This window comes from Pseudothauera hydrothermalis, from assembly GCF_003345255.1.
GTDB classification, from domain to species: domain Bacteria; phylum Pseudomonadota; class Gammaproteobacteria; order Burkholderiales; family Rhodocyclaceae; genus Pseudothauera; species Pseudothauera hydrothermalis.
In genome coordinates this window covers 126,616-142,641 of record NZ_CP029331.1, presented here as the reverse complement: position 1 = coordinate 142,641, position 16,026 = coordinate 126,616, and the positions used below count along the sequence as shown (strand labels likewise).

The window sequence follows — 16,026 nt, the reverse complement described above, 5'->3', positions numbered from 1 at the left end:
GGACGCACCGGGTCACTGGCCACGAAAAACAGGCTGACGCTTTTCGAGAAAGGCGTTGACCCCTTCGCCGAAATCGGCGGTCGCGGCACAGCGCGCAAAGGCCTCGGCTTCGCTCTGCAATTGCGACGCCAACGAATTGTCGTGCGAGGCGGCGAGCAGGCGCTTGATTTCCTGGTAGGCGTGACGTGGGCCGCCCAACAGACGGCGAACCAGACGGTCGGTTTCGGCATCGAGCTCATCGGCCGGCACCACCTTGCCGATCAAGCCCAGGCGCAGCGCTTCTTGCGCATCGAAGCGTTCGGCCAGCAGCAGCAATTCGGCCGCCTTGCGCCGGCCGACCTGGCGCGGCAAAAAATAGGATGCGCCGCCGTCGCCGGACAAGGCAATTGCCGAATAGGCGGTGGTAAACACCGCATTGTCGGCGCAAATCGCCAAGTCGCTGCCCAGCATCAGCGACAGGCCGAAACCAGCGCAGGCACCGCGCACCCGGGCCACCACCGGCTGCGGCAGCGCCTGCAGCATCTTGACCGTGGGATTGATGTATTGCTCGATCATCGCCCGGAAGGTGGTCAGGCGCGCTTCGGGCGACAGGTGCTGGTTGCGGGCAAAGTCTTTGAGATCGCCACCGGCCATGAAATGATCGCCCGCGCCGGTGAGCACCACCACGCCCACATCGGATATCGCCGACAGTTCGCGCACCGTGGCGGTGAGCTCTTGCATCATTTCCACGGACAGCGCATTGAGCGCCTGGGGACGATTCAGGGTCAGGGTGGCAACCTGGTCGCGCACCTCGAGCAATACGGTCTTGGCCATGCGGTCTCCTCGGGAACGGTTCGCGCGCGTTGCGTTGCTCGAGCGGGCGCGCCTTGCCGCGAACAAAGCCACAACATAAACCCCCGGTCGCTGCGCGCGCAAGGCGGGCGCCGGCCGGGGGTCGGGTCAGGCAGCCGGCGACTGGCTCAGCCGCCGAAATCGTCGAGCATGATGTTTTCGCGCTCGACACCGAGATCCAGCAGCATCTTGATCACCGCGGCGTTCATCATCGGGGGGCCGCACATATAGAACTCGCAGTCTTCGGGCGCCGGATGGTCTTTGAGGTAGTTCTCATAGAGCACGTTGTGGATGAAACCGGTATAGCCGGTCCAGTTGTCCTCCGGCAGCGGATCGGAAAGCGCCAGATGCCAGGTGAAATTGGGGTTTTCCGCCTGCAGCTTGTCGAACTCCTCGACGTAAAACGCTTCCCGCAGCGAGCGCGCACCATACCAGAAGGAAATCTTGCGCTTGCTGCGCAGCCGCTTGAGCTGGTCGAAGATGTGCGAACGCATGGGCGCCATACCGGCGCCGCCCCCGATGAACACCATCTCGTTGTCAGTGTCGCGGGCGAAGAACTCGCCGAACGGGCCATAGACCGTGACCTTGTCGCCCGGCTTGAGGCTGAACACCCAAGAGGACATCTTGCCGGGCGGAATGTCGTCGCGTCCGGGCGGGGGCGAGGCCACCCGGATATTGAACTTGATGATGCCTTTTTCTTCCGGGTAGTTGGCCATCGAATAGGCGCGGATCGTGGGCTCGTCCACCTTGGAGACGTAACGCCACATGTTGAATTTGTCCCAATCGCCGCGGAATTTGTCCTGAATATCGAAATCCGCATACTTGACCACATGCGGCGGGCATTCCAGTTGCACATAGCCACCGGCGCGAAAATCGACATGCTCGCCTTCGGGCAGGCGCAAGGTGAGTTCCTTGATGAAAGTGGCCACGTTGGGGTTGGACTCCACGGTGCACACCCACTTTTTCACCCCGAAGACTTCTTCCGGCACCTCGATCTTCATATCCTGCTTGACCGCGGTCTGGCAGGACAGGCGCCAGCCTTGGCGGGCTTCACGCCGGGTGAAGTGCGACTCCTCGGTCGGCAGCATGGAGCCGCCGCCTTCTTTGATGATGCACTTGCACTGCGCGCACGTGCCGCCGCCACCGCAGGCCGACGGCAGAAACAGGCCGTTGCCGGCCAGCGTCTGCAAAAGCTTGCCGCCCGCCGGTACGGTGAGCTTGTGCTCGCCATTGATTTCGATGGTGACATCGCCGCTGGCCACCAGCTTGGAGCGGGCAAAGATGATGAACACCGCCAGCGCGAGCACGATGGCGGTAAACATCCCGATGCCGAGTACGATTTCCGTATTCATGCGTTCAATTCATCCTTACAGCTGCACACCGGAGAAGGACATGAAGCCCAGCGACATCAGCCCGATGGTGATGAAGGTGATGCCCAGGCCCTGTAGCCCTTCGGGCACATCACTGTATTTGAGCTTCTCGCGGATACCGGCCAGCAGCGCAATGGCCAGCGCCCAGGAAAAACCCGAACCCAGACCATACACCACACTCTCGCCCAAACCGTAATCACGCTCGACCATGAACAAGGTGCCGCCCATGATGGCGCAATTGACCGTGATCAACGGCAGGAACACGCCCAGCGCGTTGTAGAGCGCGGGCACGTATTTGTCGAGCAGCATCTCCAGGATCTGCACGATGGCCGCAATCACGCCGATATAGGACAGCAGCCCAAGGAAAGACAGATCGACCTCCGGCAGTCCCGCCCAGGCCAACGCACCATCGCGCAGCAGCCAGGTGTAGATCAGGTTATTGGCCGGCACGGTGATGGTCTGCACCACGACCACCGCAATCCCCAGGCCGATGGCCGTTTCCACCTTCTTGGAAATGGCGATGAAGGTACACATCCCCAGGAAGAAGGACAGCGCCATGTTCTCGATGAACACCGCGCGCACGAACAGACTGATGTAATGCTCCATCTCAATAGACCTCCTTGGTGATGACCTGCGGGGCCATCTTGAAGGTCGGCTTTTCCACCTGCTCCTTCTTCCAAGTGCGCAGCGCCCAGATGAACAGACCGATCAGGAAGAAAGCCGAAGGCGGCAGCAGCAACAGTCCGTTGGGCAGGTACCAGCCGCCGTCCTTGGTGAGCGGCAGAATGGTCACCCCGAAGAGCTTGCCGGCGCCGAACAGCTCACGGACGATGCCCAAAGCAATCAGCATGGTGCTGTAGCCCAGGCCGTTGCCGATGCCGTCCAGGAAGGACAGCCAGGGCGGATTTTGCATCGCAAAGGCTTCGGCGCGGCCCATGACGATACAGTTGGTGATGATCAGGCCGACGAACACCGACAACTGCTTGGACAGGCTGTAGGCATAGGCCTTGAGCACCTGATCGACCACGATCACCAGCGAGGCGATGATCACCATCTGCACGATCATACGGATCGAGCTGGGAATCTGCGCACGGATCAGCGAAATGAACAGGTTGGAGAAGCCGGTCACCAGGGTGAGCGCAATCGACATCACCAGCGCGGTCTGCAGGTTGGAGGTGACCGCAAGCGCCGAGCAGATACCGAGGATCTGCAAGGCGATCGGGTTGTTCTTGAAGACCGGATTGAGCAGGACTTCCTTGGGCGTGGGCTTGGACATGTTCAGACCCCCTGAGTGCTACGCAGTTTGGCGAGCAAAGGGCCGAAACCTTGCTCGCCGAGCCAGAAGTGCAGCAAACGATTGACGCCGTTGCTGGTCAGCGTGGCGCCGGCCAGCGCATCGACCTGGTGCTTGGCTTGCAGGCTGGACGGGTCGACGCCGCCTTTGACGATCTCGATCGCCAAACGCCCGGCGTCGTCGAACAGCGATTTGCCCACCCACTGCGCCTTCCAGTTCGGGTTGTCGACTTCACCGCCCAGGCCCGGCGTTTCCGCATGTTGATAAAAGCCGATGCCGACCACGGTGTTCAGATCGCCCTTGAGCGCCATGAAGCCATGTAGCGTCGACCACAAGCCATAGCCGCGAATCGGCAGGATCAAAGTGTCCAGCCGGCCGTCCTGCTCCACCATGTAGACCGTGGTGTAGCGCTCACGGCGCTTGATCAGGGCGATATCGCGCTCGCCCGGCAGCGCTTGGGACAAGGACGGGTCGCGCGCGGCTTTGAGCGGATCGAAACTGAGCGGATCGAAGGCGTCGATAAATTCCCCGGTGTCCAGATCAACCACCCGCGCCTTGATCCGTTGCGCAAACAGTGCCTTGGTTTCGCGCGCGGACAGCCGCCCCTGGCTCAAGCCGGCAATCGATAGGATGCTGCGCTGTTTGTCGAGCTGGCGGTTTTCGATCTGGGTGGGTTTGAGCGACACCGCCGCTCCGGCCACGAAGACCGAACTGACGAGACTGACCGCAAGCGCCACCAGCAGCGTGCGGGCCGTCGATTCCTTGTTACTGGACATTGCGCGCAAGCCTCCGCTTGATATTGGCCGCAATCACGAAATGGTCGATCAGCGGCGCGCACAGGTTGGCGAACAAGATCGCCAGCATCATCCCTTCGGGGAAGGCCGGGTTCACCACACGGATCAGGACCACCATAACGCCGATCAGTGCCCCAAAGATCCATTTGCCGGTATTGGTCATCGACGCCGATACCGGGTCGGTGGCCATGAAGATCATGCCGAAGGCAAAACCGCCGACCACCATGTGCCAGTACCAGGGCATGGCGAACATCGGGTTGGAGTCCGAACCGATGAGGTTGAACAGCGTGCTCATGGCGATCATGCCCAGCATCACGCCGGTGACGATGCGCCAGGAGGCGATCTTGGTGAGCAACAGAAATGCGCCGCCAATGAAAATGGCCAGCGTGCTGGTTTCGCCGATGGAGCCGTGCATGTTGCCAAGGAAAGCGTCCCACCAGCTCAGCCCGGCGGCGGCGATGGCTTCCATACCGCCGGCCGCCCCCAGACCCAGCGCGGTAGCGCCGGTATAACCGTCGACCGCGGTCCACACCGCATCGCCCGACATCTGCGCCGGATAGGCGAAAAACAGGAAAGCACGGCCGGTCAGCGCCGGGTTGAGGAAGTTCTTGCCGGTGCCGCCGAACACTTCCTTGCCGAGCACCACGCCGAAGCTGATGCCCAGCGCCACCTGCCACAAGGGGATGGAGGGCGGACAGGTGAGCGCGAACAGCACCGAGGTGACAAAGAAGCCCTCATTGACCTCATGCTTGCGCACCGAGGCAAAGAGCACCTCCCAGAAGCCGCCGACCACGAACGTGACCAGATAGACCGGCAAAAAGTAGGCTGCGCCGTGGATCATGTTGTCCCACAAGCTGCCCGGGTCGAAGCCGGCAAACACCGAGATCAGCGCCAGCCGCCAGTTGTCCTGGGCGGCCAGTAGATCGGGGTTGGCGGCATAGATGCTGTTGGCCTGATAGCCGATGTTCCACATGCCGAAGAACATGGCCGGAAACGTGCACAGCCACACCGTGATCATCATGCGCTTCAAATCCAGACCGTCGCGCACATGCGCGGTGGTCCGGGTCACGCTGGCCGGGCGGTAGAAAAAGGTGTCGACCGCCTCATACAGGGCGTACCACTTCTCGTATTTGCCGCCCTTTTCAAAGTGATGCTCGATGCTGTCGAGGTATTCACGCACGCCCATCGATCAGCCCTCCTTCTCGATACGGGTCAGGTTGTCGCGCAGGATGGGGCCGTATTCATACTTGCCGGCGCACACGTAGGTGCACAATGCCAGATCCTCCTCGTCCAGTTCCAGGCAACCGAGTTTTTGCGCCATCTCGGTGTCGCCGACGATGATGGCACGCAGCAACTGGGTGGGCAGAATGTCCAACGGCATCACTTCCTCGTAGTTGCCGACCGGCACCATGGCGCGCGGACTGCCGTTGGTAGTGGTGGTGAAATCGAACAAGCGTCCGCTGGCAAGCTTGGAAATGTAGATATTGAGCACCGAATGCTTGTTCACCCCGGCGCGCAGATAGTGCATGAACTCGCGCTGGTCGCCTTCTTGCAGGCAGGACACTTGGAGATGGTAGCGCCCCAGATAGGCCAGCGCGCCGCGGGCGGTGCGTCCGCCGAACACCGAACCGGAAATCACCCGGTTTTTGCCGGGCTTGAGCTCGCCCGCGGTCAGTTCATCCAGACAGGCGCCCAGCCGGGTACGCAGCAGCCGCGGCCGCTCGACCACCGGGCCGCCCAGCGCCACGATCCGCTCGGTCCATAATTGGCCGGTGGCAAAGAGCTTGCCCACCGCAATCACGTCCTGATAATTGATCTGCCAGACAAATTTGTGGGCATCGACCGGATCGAGGAAATGAATATGGGTGCCCGGCAAACCGGCCGGATGCGGACCGGCAAAACGTTCGAAACGCACCTTGGGCAGCCCTTCGCCGGGAATGTCGCCGCGCTCGCCGGCACAGACGAACAGCGGGGCGATGCGCGCCAACACCTTCAGTCCGCGGATGAAGTCTTCGCGGTATTCGGCAACGATCACCGCCGGATCGGCCGCCAGCGGGTGCGTGTCGACCGCGGTCACGAAAATGGACGCAGGCTTGGCGTCGATTGCCGGCACTTTGCTGTACGGGCGGGTGCGCAGCGCCGTCCATAGCCCGGACTGTTGCAGGTTGTCACGCACCTGCTGGTCGGTCAGCGTCTCGATTTCGGCATCCGAATAATGCGCAAAAGTCAGCGCTTCGTCGCCGTCCAGATCGATGACCACCGACTGCAGCACGCGGCGCTCGCCACGATGGATGGCACTGACCACGCCGGCCGCCGGTGCGGTGTAGCTCACCCCGGGCGTCTTTTTGTCGGAAAACAAGACCTGGCCAAGCTTGACCCGATCACCGACCTGCACCGCCATCGTAGGCTTCATACCGTGGTAATCGAAGCCGATGACCGCCACGCTACGCACCGGCCGGGCGGGCTCGATGCGCTGTGCGGGTGCGCCGGTGATGGGCAAGTCCAGTCCGCGTTTGATTCTTATCATGCGTCGAGCCCAATCACAGGTGGATACCGAAGGAAGGCCGCCCCCAATGACGGCCCGCGCCGTTTGCGTCGCCGCCCCCCAAGGCGGCGCACACCGACGGCGTCCCTGCACGAACAAACCTGTGGATTATAAAAGACTCAGGACGGGGCGCCACCCCGTAAAAACCCTTGCCCGCAAAACGGGCCGATGCGCGCGCCGCCGATCATTGGGCTCGATCATCGGCCGTTCAGTCCGATTGGCGGGCGAGCTTTTGCCGGTAATGCGCCTTGGTGGCGCAATAGACGGTTTTTTCCAGCTCCACGTGCACCCTTCCCTGACCGTCACAAAGATGGGCCCGGAAGGTACGCTCGGTTTCGCCAAATTCGGCCAGCTCGCGCCGTACCTCGGCCACGGTGGCCGCATCGACGTGAAAGTCGGCAAACAAATGACTGCGGCCGGGGCGGCGGTAGCGGATCTGCCCGGCTTTGTCCCAGACGATGACCTCGTCGCCCAGCTGCAAGGCCAGCAACATGGCGAACATCGGATCGGCGGCGGCATACAAGGCGCCGCCGAACAGCGCGCCGGCCGGGTTCACGGTACGCCAGGAATGGCGCAGCATGACCCGGATGGTGGTGAGATCGCGCGACACATGGATCACCCGCCCGCCGGTGGCCCGGTAAGAGGGATACAGGTTGAAGCCCAGGCGCAGCAGTGCCGCCCGGAAACGCGGCGGCACACGATCCAATATCTTGGGACGCACGGACGGCTCAGACGCGCTCGAACACCCCGGCCGCCCCCATCCCGGTGCCGATGCACATGCTGATCATGCCGTAACGCAGACCGGGGTCGCGCTGCATGGCGGCCATCAATGTGGCGGTACGGATCGCCCCGGTGGCGCCCAGCGGATGGCCCAGGGCAATCGCGCCACCGAGCGGATTGACCCGCGCCGGGTCCATGTCGAGCTGGCGCATCACCGCCAGCGCCTGCGCCGCGAAGGCTTCATTGAGTTCGGTCCAGCCGATATCGGCAAGCTTCACGCCGGCGGCGGCCAGCGCGCGCGGGATGGCTTCCACCGGGCCGATGCCCATGATTTCGGGCGGCACCCCGGCCACCGCGAAGGACTTGAAGCGCGCAATCGGCGTAGCGTTGTAGCGCTTGAGTGCAGCCTCGGACATCAACAGCACCGCGCCCGCGCCATCGGACATTTGCGAGCTGTTGCCCGCGGTCACCGAGCCGCGCGCGGCGAACACCGGGCGCAGCTTGGCCAGCCCTTCGGCGGTCGTGTCGGCGCGCGGCCCTTCGTCGTTCTCGCACAGGCGCTCGGCCACCCGCACCGTTGCGCCTTCGCCCGGTAGATGCGTGCGCACCGTGTAAGGGGTGATTTCGGCACGGAAAAGACCGTCGGCGATGGCTGCGCAAGCGCGGCGGTGCGATTGCAGAGCAAAGGCGTCCTGGTCCTCACGACTCACCTGCCACTTGGCAGCCACCTTCTCGGCGGTCAGGCCCATGCCGTAGGCAATGCCGATGTTCTCCTCACGGGCGAAGATCGCCGGGTTGAGGCTGACCTTATTGCCCATGATCTGCGGCATCACACTCATCGACTCGGTACCGGCGGCAATCATCACATCCGCTTCGCCGAGCCGGATGCGGTTGGCCGCATCGGCCACTGCCTGCAAGCCGGAAGCGCAGAAGCGGTTGATGGTAATGCCCGGCACACGATCCGGCAGGCCGGCCAGCAACAGGCCGATACGCGCCACGTTCATGCCCTGTTCGGCTTCCGGCATGGCACAACCGACGATCACGTCGCCGATCTCGCCGGCATCCAACCCCGGCACTTTGTCGACCACCGCACGCAGTACATGGGCCAGCATGTCGTCCGGGCGGACATTGCGGAACATGCCGTTACGCTTGGACACCGGCGTGCGCGTGGCAGCCACGATGTAGGCGTCCTGAATTTGCTTGCTCATCTGTGTTGTCTCCTTTCAGGCGGCGCGCTTTAGTTGCGCAGCGGTTTGCCGGTCTCCAGCATGTGTACGATGCGTTGCTGGGTCTGCTCGTTCTTCAACAGTTCCACGAACTGCGCGCGTTCCACGTCCAGAATCCATGCCTCGCTGACCCGCGAGTTGGTGTCGACCTCGCCGCCGCACAGCGCGATGGCCGCCGCACGCGCCACCCGGTAGTCATAGGCGGAAATAAAGCCGCCTTCACGCATGTTGGCCAGCATCATTTCGCAGGTGGCAATGCCGTTGCGCCCGGCCACCACCACCGCACGTTCGACCAGCGGCGCGCGCCAGCCGGCTTCGGCCAGCGCGCGCGCGCGCCGGATGGCCACATACAAGAGCTCATGGGCGTTGAACAGCACGTCATCGGACGATTTGGCAAAGCCGAGTTGCACCGCTTCGAGTGCGCTTTTGGCCACGGTGGCCATGGCGATGGTCTGGAAAGCGGTCTGGATGTAGGGAAAGACGTCTCCGCCCGCGGCACGCTGCGCCAGACGGTGGGCCTGCAAAGCAAACTCCTTGCTGCCACCGCCGGCCGGAATCAGGCCAACGCCCGCTTCCACCAAGCCGACGTAGCTCTCCAGCGCCATCACCCGGTGCGCCGCATGCATGGCAAACTCGCAACCGCCGCCCAGCGCCATGCCCTGCACCGCTGCCACCACCGGCACCTGGGCGTGCTTGATGGCCATCGACGCCTGCTGGAACTTGGCCACGGTTTTTTCCAGCAGATCGAACTGGCCGGCCTTGCAGGCGGCCGCCACCTGTTGCAGGTTGGCGCCCACGGCAAAGGGCGCTTCGTGCCACAGCACCACGCCATCCAGATCGCGCTCGGCACGCGCCAAGGCTTCCAGTACGCCGTCGAGCACCTCGTCGCCGATGGCGTGCATCTTGGATTTGAAGGACAGAATGCCGATACGGGCGTCCTGATCGGGACGCAGCCACAGGCGCACGCCGTCGTTTTCCCACAGCGTGTCGCCACGGGCGCGCGGCGCCTCGCCCAAAACCAGCTCGGGATAGAGCTGGCGCTGGTAGACAGGCAGCGCCGAGCGCGCCTTCAGCGCATCGTCCGCAGCGCTGTAGGAACCGGCGGCCTCATGCACGCCTTGGCGCTGGAACACCCAAGCCGGTAGCGGCGCTTGGGCCATGGCGCGGCCCTGCTCGATGTCTGCGCGGATCATCTCGGCCACTTCGCGCCAACCGGCCGCCTGCCAGGTCTCGAACGGCCCCTGCGCCCAGCCAAAGCCCCAGCGCATGGCCAGATCCAGGTCGCGGGCGTTGTCGGCGATATCGCCCAAGTGCACCGCGCAGTAGTGGAAAACGTCGCGGAAGATGGACCACAAAAACTGCGCCTGCGGATGCGGGCAAGCCGCCAGGCGGGCGAATTTTTCTTTCGGGTCACGCAGCTTGAGGATTTCATCCACCTCAGGGGCCACGTCGGCGCCGCTGGGCCGGTAGTCCTGCCGGGCCAGATCAAGCACCATGATCTGCTTGCCTTCTTTGCGGTAAATACCGGCGCGGCTCTTTTGCCCCAGCGCACCTTTGGCAATCAGCGCCTGCAACCAGGCAGGCACGGCAAAATGCGCGTGCCAAGGATCGTCTGCCAGGGTGGCCTGCATGGTGCCGACCACATGCGCGAGCGTGTCCAGGCCAACCACATCGGCGGTGCGGTAAGTGGCGCTCTTGGGACGGCCGATGCGCGGCCCGGTGAGCGCATCCACCTCGTCAAAACCCAGCCCGAGGCGGGCGGTGTGGTGCATGACGGCCAGAATGGAAAACACCCCGACACGGTTGGCGACGAAGTTGGGGGTGTCCTTGGCGCGCACGATACCCTTGCCGAGCCGGCTGGTCAGCCAGGTTTCCAGCGCGTCCAGCATGGCCGCATCCGTCTGGCGGGTGGCGATCAGTTCGACCAGCGGCATGTAGCGCGGCGGGTTGAAGAAATGGATCCCGCAAAAACGTGTGCGCAGCGCCGCCGGCATGCCTTCGGCCAGTGCGTTGATCGACAGGCCGGAGGTGTTGGAAGCGAAGATTGCGTCCGGACGAATGTACGGCGCGACCTTGGCATAAAGATCGAGCTTCCATTCCATCTTTTCGGCGATCGCCTCGATGATCAGGTCGCAGTCGCGCAGTTGCGCCAGATCGCTGCCGTAGTTGGCCGCATCGATGAAGGTGAGCCGGTCCTTGGCGGCCAGCGGCGCCGGATCGAGCTTCTTCAGCCCGGCCAGGGCGCGATCGACGATCGCATTCGGTTCGCCGTCTTTGGCGGGAAGATCGAATAGCACTACCGGCACGTCGGCGTTGGCGCAATGGGCGGCAATCTGCGCGCCCATGACACCGGCACCGAGCACGGCGACCTTACGGATGATGAAATTGCTCACGCTGCTCTCCTATTGCTGCGGTGCGGCGCCCGGTGAGCCCGGGCGCCGGCCCTACTGACGAGGGTCAAAAATGGTGGTTGAGTTGAACGGACAGAATATGCACCTTGGTGTCGAATTTGCCGGCGACCACCTGCGCGGTCGGCGTGGTACCGAGCACCGTCTGACGGCGGATCTTGGCTTCATCGAAGATCAGATAGGCGTAGCCGACGTCCATCGAGGTCTGTTTGTTGAACTTGTAGTTCAGGCCCAGCGCCAGCCAGGTACGATCGGCGTCCGGCAGGCGCACGGTGCGGTCGTTGGCATTGCGCACCGGCGATTGGTCATAGGCCACGCCGGCGCGCAAACGCAGCGCATCGGTATATTGATACTGTGCGCCGACGCCAACACGGTGGCTGTCCTTGAAGCCGAGCCGCTCGTCGGTCAGCACCGCGCCGGTGTTACGGTTGATCACCCGCAAAGAGGGAATCGAGCTCCAGCCGGTCCAGGTGTAATCGGCCAAAAGTTCGAGACGATCGCCGATCTTTTGCGACAAGGCGAGCGAGGCGGTATCGGGCAGTTCGATCTCGACCTCGGCCGGAGTGGAGCTGGCGGGGTTCTCGGATTTGCCGGTGACTTTCAGATCGATACTGGAGCGATAGCTCAGACCGATGCGGGTCGTGGGCGTCACCTGGAACATCGCCCCGGCATTCCAGCCATAGCCAGTGTCATCGCCGGATAGCTTGTTTTCCACATCCACCGTGGCCGGCAAGGCGGCGGTGACCGGAATCATGCCGCGCAGATCGGCCTCGAATTTGACCATATTGACGCCAAAACCCAGCGACACCTGGTCATTGACCTTCCAGGCAATCGACGGATTGACGTTGATCGCCTTGATCTCGGAGTAATTGCCCTGATAGCGACCGATGAAATCGTCATCCCACTCGGTGACATTACCGAAGGTGGGCGACACCCCTACACCGATGCGCAGCGCCGGGCTCACCGACATGGCCCAGAATACCGCCGGCACCGGCGCGGTGCCGCCCGCCTGTCCGCCATCGCCGCCCAGCGGATAGGCCGGCACCGGCGGCGCGGCCACCCGCAGCGCGTTGGTGCCGCCATCATCGAACTTCAGCGAGCGGTTCAGTGCGGTCAGTGCGCCGGACAGGTGATGCCCTTCGGCCAGATAGGTCATCCCGGCCGGATTGAAGAAAATGGTCGAGGCATCCTCGGCCACTGCCGCCGCGCCCGCATAGGCGTAGCCCGTACCTGCGCCGTTCTGGTTTTGCAACGCAAAACCCGCTGCCAGGGTTTGCCCCGAAACGAACGCCCCGCTCATCGCAAGCGGAATCCAAACGGCCAGCTTCTTGAGTTTCATCGAGTCTCCTCCTTTGGTATTGATGGGCGGCAACGCCCGCCCCTGCGAACAACATTGCTTGCGACAATCTGCCTCATTCGGCGGGAATCGGCCGCTTGCGGCCTTTGTCGTCCAGCGCCACATAGGTCAGCGTGGCCTCGGTGACCTTGACCACCACCGGGTTTTCCGGGTCGCGCTCGGCATAAACCTCTACATCCACGGTCACCGAGGTGCGCCCCACCGACACTACGTCGGCATAGAAGCTGACCAGGTCGCCTACCGACACCGGCTGCTTGAACAAAAAAGAATTCACCGCGATGGTGGCCACCCTGCTCTTGGCGCGACGGCGCGCAGGAATCGCCCCAGCGATATCCACCATGGCCATGATCCAGCCGCCAAACACATCGCCGGCCGGATTGAGATCGGCCGGCATCGGCATCACCCGCAGCGCAGGCTGTTTGCCTGCGGGCAGTTCAACGACGGTTGCAGACAAATCGCTCATGATGCGAACTCCACACTGATCGGCTAACCGGCTCTACGCGCGGACCGCCTGCAAGGCTACAGCGGCATCAGCGCGGCCGAATCCACCTTGGCGCAGAAAATTCAGCGGTCCGCCGGTAAAAGGCGCAAAGCCGGTACCGAAGATCACGCCAGCATCGGCCAAATCGGCATCGGCCACCACCTTGCTCTGCACACAGCGCTGCACGGCCGCAAACAGCGGGGTCAGGACGCGCTCGGCCAGCCCGTCGGGGACCGCTGCCGGACGGCCCTTTTGCACTTTGCCCTCAGCCCAGCGGTAATAACCCTGCCCGGTTTTCTTGCCCAAATGGCCCGCGGCAACCAGTTCGAGTAGTTTGCGTGGCGCCTGCGCGGCCTCATCGCCTGCCAGCGCCTTGCCGGCCGCCACCGCGATGTCCAGCCCGACGGTGTCGACCAGCTCGATCGGCCCCATCGGCATGCCAAAGGCCAGCAGCGCCTCATCCACCGTCTCGGGCGCGATGCCTTCCTCGACACAGCGCAGGGCCTCCAGCATGTAGGGACCAAGTACCGCGTTGACCAGAAAGCCAGGCGCGGACTTGACCGGCAGCGGCAGCTTGTCGATGGCGCGCACGAAGGCCGCTGCGCGTTTGACCGCATCGGCATCCGAGTGCGCACCGGCAACCACCTCGACCAACGGCATCATCGCCACCGGATTGAAGAAATGGATGCCGACTAGACGCTCGGGCCGTTCGAGCGCGCTGGCAATGTCTTCCAGACGCAGGCTGGAGGTATTGGTGGCCAGTACCGCATCGGGCTTGGCGCGCGATTCGAGATCGCGGAATAGTGCCTGCTTAGCGTCGAGGTTCTCAAAGATGGCTTCGATGATCAAATCGGCGTGCGCCACACCGTGACCCTGCGGGTCAGGAATCAGGCGGTCCAGCGTGAAGCGCACCTGGCGCTTGTCGCCCCGATGTTTCTTCTCGTACAGCTTGTTGGCACGCGCGATGGCCGGGGCGATGCGCTCCACCGACTGGTCCTGCAGCGTCACCGTCATACCGCGCAGCGCGCACCAGGCGGCGATATCGCCGCCCATGACGCCGGCGCCGACCACATGCACCCGGCGCGGGACAAAGTCGCTGTCCTTGCCAAATCCCTTCAGGCGCTCCTGCAGGAAGAACACCCGCACCAGGTTCTTGGCGGTGGGTGAGCCGAAAATCGTGGCCATCTCGCGTTCGGCGGCAAGCGCATTGCCACCGTGGCGCGCCCAGATGTCGATGATCGCAAACGGTGCCGGGTAGTGCTGCCGACGCGCGCGGGTCGCGGCTTGTTTTCGAGCTTGGCCCGCCACCACCGCCTTCAGCGGACCGTTGAGCAGGCGCTGCGTCCACGGCAGGCGGCGGCGCGGACGGCGCGAGAGCACCAGCATGCGCGCGGCGTTTTCCATCACCCGCGGCGGCACGCATTCGTCGGCCAGGCCCAGACGCTGCGCGCGCTTGGCATCCACGCCCTTGCCGGTGAGCATCAGGTCGAGCGCCGCAGCCGGACCGACCAGTTCGGGCAGACGTTTCATGCCGCCCCAGCCGGGCACGATGCCCAACATCACCTCGGGCAGCGCCAAGCGGGTGGAAGGCTCGTCCACTACGATGCGGTAGCGGCAGGCGAGCGCCAGCTCCAGCCCGCCGCCCAGGCAGTGGCCGCGTACCAGCGCAAGCGTCGGATAGCGCGCCGCGGCAAGCTGGTTGAAGGTACGCCAACCACGCTCGATCAAGGTGCGCGCCGCCTCGGGCTTGTCCAGCGCGGTAAATTCATGAATGTCGGCACCGGCGATGAAGCCGGCGGGCTTGGCTGAAGCAATGATCAACCCTGCAGGCGGCGCGGCCTCGAAAGCGCTCAGCACCCGCGCCAGCTCGTCGAGCGCTTCGGCCGACAAAGTATTGGTGGCGGCCTCGGCGCGGTCAAACCACAGCCAGGCCAGTCCTTGCGCGTCACGCTCGATACGCCAGTGTTTGTAGCTCACGCTCATCTTTCTGCTCCGGCGGCAGCGGTCTGCCGCAATCATGAGAAACGGTGCTGCAGAGCGGCAAAGGCCACGCACAGACTGCCTACGCCCACATTGACCGCCCCAGTGGTGCTCATCTGACTGACCAGCACGGTGTGGCCGGCCGCCTCCAGTTCGGCACGGAGGGCCGCGAACCCGGCCATCTGTTCGAGGCGGTCCAGCGCGCCGGCATAACTTATGCACACACAGGGCACGTCCAAGCCACGCCGGGCCTCGGCCAGCACGTTGTCGAACACCCGGCGCACGCCGGCCTCGAAACCGCGCGCCTTGGCCACCGGCCCGGTATTATCGCGGTGGCAATGCAAAATGGGTTTTACGTCGAGCAGATTGCCCAGTGCGTAGCTCGCCCAGTTCACGCTGCGGTCGCCCTTGCGCGCCGCGCGATGCAGCACGAAATAAAGGTCGTCGGTCACCAGGTAAGCGTGAATGCTGTCGGCCAGCGACCGCAGCCGAAGCTCCAGTTCGGTAAGCGGTGCGCCCGCCTCGCGCAGGCGCACCGCCTCCCAGGCCAGTACCGCCTGTCCGGCAAACATCGAGCGGCTGTTGATGACCGTCGCCCCCCAGCGCAGCGGCAAACCTTCGGCCCGGCGCTGATCGCGCGCGCGGGTGCCCGCGGCCAGTACCGCGCGCGTGGTGTGGGCGTAGATCGGGCTGCGTGCCGAGGTGATGGTCATACACACCAAATGGTCATAGCGGCTCGCCCAGCGCGCCAGCAAGGTGGCCTCGATCTGCTCGGGTTCCAATGCCTGTGACTGCGCATGCAGTTCAGTGCGCCGGTCCAGGCGCTCACGATAAAACGCCGCGGTCTGTTCCGGGTCGCGCACGTCTTGCACATAGCGCTCTCCAAGACGAATGCCTATCGGCAGCACTTCGACGCCGCGCTCGGCCATAAAAGCGGGCGGCAGGTCGCAGGCTGCATCCACTACCAATCCGATCTCCATGTCTCCTCACGTCGTCGCCTGAGGCGATCTATTCGTGTTG

Annotated in this window: 14 protein-coding genes; all 14 read right to left on the bottom strand. The window is 63.7% G+C overall.

All coding sequences use genetic code 11. From position 1 onward, the window contains the following. Positions 1–12 precede the first annotated feature (12 nt). The 14 genes from DIE29_RS00630 to DIE29_RS00565 all read right to left on the bottom strand — a co-directional run bounded on the left by DIE29_RS00630 (position 13) and on the right by DIE29_RS00565 (position 15,986). Positions 13–813, bottom strand: coding sequence for an enoyl-CoA hydratase/isomerase family protein (locus DIE29_RS00630; RefSeq protein WP_102040561.1), 801 nt, complete (start codon positions 811–813; stop codon positions 13–15). A 146-nt stretch (positions 814–959) separates the two neighbouring features. Further along, positions 960–2,183 (bottom strand): NADH:ubiquinone reductase (Na(+)-transporting) subunit F, encoded by a 1,224-nt coding sequence (nqrF, locus tag DIE29_RS00625; protein ID WP_102040560.1) that lies wholly within the window; start codon positions 2,181–2,183, stop codon positions 960–962. 15 nt (positions 2,184–2,198) lie between these two features. After that, entirely contained in the window at positions 2,199–2,807 is a 609-nt protein-coding gene (gene nqrE, locus DIE29_RS00620; RefSeq protein ID WP_102040559.1) for an NADH:ubiquinone reductase (Na(+)-transporting) subunit E, read from the bottom strand. 1 nt (position 2,808) lies between these two features. After that, positions 2,809–3,477: an NADH:ubiquinone reductase (Na(+)-transporting) subunit D gene (locus DIE29_RS00615; protein WP_102040558.1), complete on the bottom strand. Its 669-nt coding sequence runs from the start codon at positions 3,475–3,477 to the stop codon at positions 2,809–2,811. Positions 3,478–3,479: 2 nt separating this feature from the next. Beyond that, entirely contained in the window at positions 3,480–4,271 is a 792-nt protein-coding gene (locus DIE29_RS00610) for a Na(+)-translocating NADH-quinone reductase subunit C (protein ID WP_114648903.1), read from the bottom strand. Continuing rightward, positions 4,261–5,475, bottom strand: a complete 1,215-nt coding sequence (locus tag DIE29_RS00605) for an NADH:ubiquinone reductase (Na(+)-transporting) subunit B (protein ID WP_102040556.1) — start codon at positions 5,473–5,475, stop codon at positions 4,261–4,263. Before DIE29_RS00605 ends, DIE29_RS00610 begins: the two co-directional genes overlap by 11 nt. 3 nt (positions 5,476–5,478) lie before the next feature. Then, a complete protein-coding gene (locus DIE29_RS00600) occupies positions 5,479–6,816 on the bottom strand; it encodes a Na(+)-translocating NADH-quinone reductase subunit A (protein ID WP_102040555.1) in 1,338 nt (445 codons plus the stop codon). A 226-nt stretch (positions 6,817–7,042) separates the two neighbouring features. Next, positions 7,043–7,555: a PaaI family thioesterase gene (locus DIE29_RS00595; protein ID WP_102040554.1), complete on the bottom strand. Its 513-nt coding sequence runs from the start codon at positions 7,553–7,555 to the stop codon at positions 7,043–7,045. A gap of 7 nt (positions 7,556–7,562) precedes the next feature. Then, complete coding sequence (locus tag DIE29_RS00590; RefSeq protein WP_102040553.1) at positions 7,563–8,762, bottom strand: acetyl-CoA C-acyltransferase; 1,200 nt, start codon at positions 8,760–8,762, stop codon at positions 7,563–7,565. Positions 8,763–8,791: 29 nt separating this feature from the next. Continuing rightward, entirely contained in the window at positions 8,792–11,173 is a 2,382-nt protein-coding gene (locus DIE29_RS00585) for a 3-hydroxyacyl-CoA dehydrogenase/enoyl-CoA hydratase family protein (protein ID WP_102040552.1), read from the bottom strand. A gap of 64 nt (positions 11,174–11,237) precedes the next feature. Next, positions 11,238–12,527, bottom strand: coding sequence for an OmpP1/FadL family transporter (locus DIE29_RS00580; RefSeq protein ID WP_114648902.1), 1,290 nt, complete (start codon positions 12,525–12,527; stop codon positions 11,238–11,240). Positions 12,528–12,600: 73 nt separating this feature from the next. Next, positions 12,601–13,008, bottom strand: a complete 408-nt coding sequence (locus tag DIE29_RS00575; protein ID WP_102040550.1) for an acyl-CoA thioesterase — start codon at positions 13,006–13,008, stop codon at positions 12,601–12,603. 33 nt (positions 13,009–13,041) lie between these two features. Then, on the bottom strand, positions 13,042–15,009 hold the full coding sequence (locus tag DIE29_RS00570; protein ID WP_114648901.1) for a 3-hydroxyacyl-CoA dehydrogenase NAD-binding domain-containing protein: 1,968 nt from the start codon (positions 15,007–15,009) through the stop codon (positions 13,042–13,044). Between the two features lie 32 nt (positions 15,010–15,041). Further along, a complete protein-coding gene (locus DIE29_RS00565; protein ID WP_114648900.1) occupies positions 15,042–15,986 on the bottom strand; it encodes a DegV family protein in 945 nt (314 codons plus the stop codon). Between the last annotated feature and the right edge of the window lie 40 nt (positions 15,987–16,026).

Excerpts from the sequence above, each read along its gene's own strand:
- nqrE (WP_102040559.1), bottom strand. The coding sequence starts at position 2,807 with ATGGAGCATTACATCAGTCTGTTCGTGCGCGCGGTGTTCATCGAGAAC.
- DIE29_RS00575 (WP_102040550.1), bottom strand. The coding sequence starts at position 13,008 with ATGAGCGATTTGTCTGCAACCGTCGTTGAACTGCCCGCAGGCAAACAG.
- DIE29_RS00605 (WP_102040556.1), bottom strand. The coding sequence starts at position 5,475 with ATGGGCGTGCGTGAATACCTCGACAGCATCGAGCATCACTTTGAAAAG.
- DIE29_RS00590 (WP_102040553.1), bottom strand. The coding sequence starts at position 8,762 with ATGAGCAAGCAAATTCAGGACGCCTACATCGTGGCTGCCACGCGCACG.
- DIE29_RS00570 (WP_114648901.1), bottom strand. The coding sequence starts at position 15,009 with ATGAGCGTGAGCTACAAACACTGGCGTATCGAGCGTGACGCGCAAGGA.
- DIE29_RS00600 (WP_102040555.1), bottom strand. The coding sequence starts at position 6,816 with ATGATAAGAATCAAACGCGGACTGGACTTGCCCATCACCGGCGCACCC.
- DIE29_RS00610 (WP_114648903.1), bottom strand. The coding sequence starts at position 4,271 with ATGTCCAGTAACAAGGAATCGACGGCCCGCACGCTGCTGGTGGCGCTT.
- DIE29_RS00565 (WP_114648900.1), bottom strand. The coding sequence starts at position 15,986 with ATGGAGATCGGATTGGTAGTGGATGCAGCCTGCGACCTGCCGCCCGCT.
- DIE29_RS00580 (WP_114648902.1), bottom strand. The coding sequence starts at position 12,527 with ATGAAACTCAAGAAGCTGGCCGTTTGGATTCCGCTTGCGATGAGCGGG.
- DIE29_RS00630 (WP_102040561.1), bottom strand. The coding sequence starts at position 813 with ATGGCCAAGACCGTATTGCTCGAGGTGCGCGACCAGGTTGCCACCCTG.
- DIE29_RS00615 (WP_102040558.1), bottom strand. The coding sequence starts at position 3,477 with ATGTCCAAGCCCACGCCCAAGGAAGTCCTGCTCAATCCGGTCTTCAAG.
- nqrF (WP_102040560.1), bottom strand. The coding sequence starts at position 2,183 with ATGAATACGGAAATCGTACTCGGCATCGGGATGTTTACCGCCATCGTG.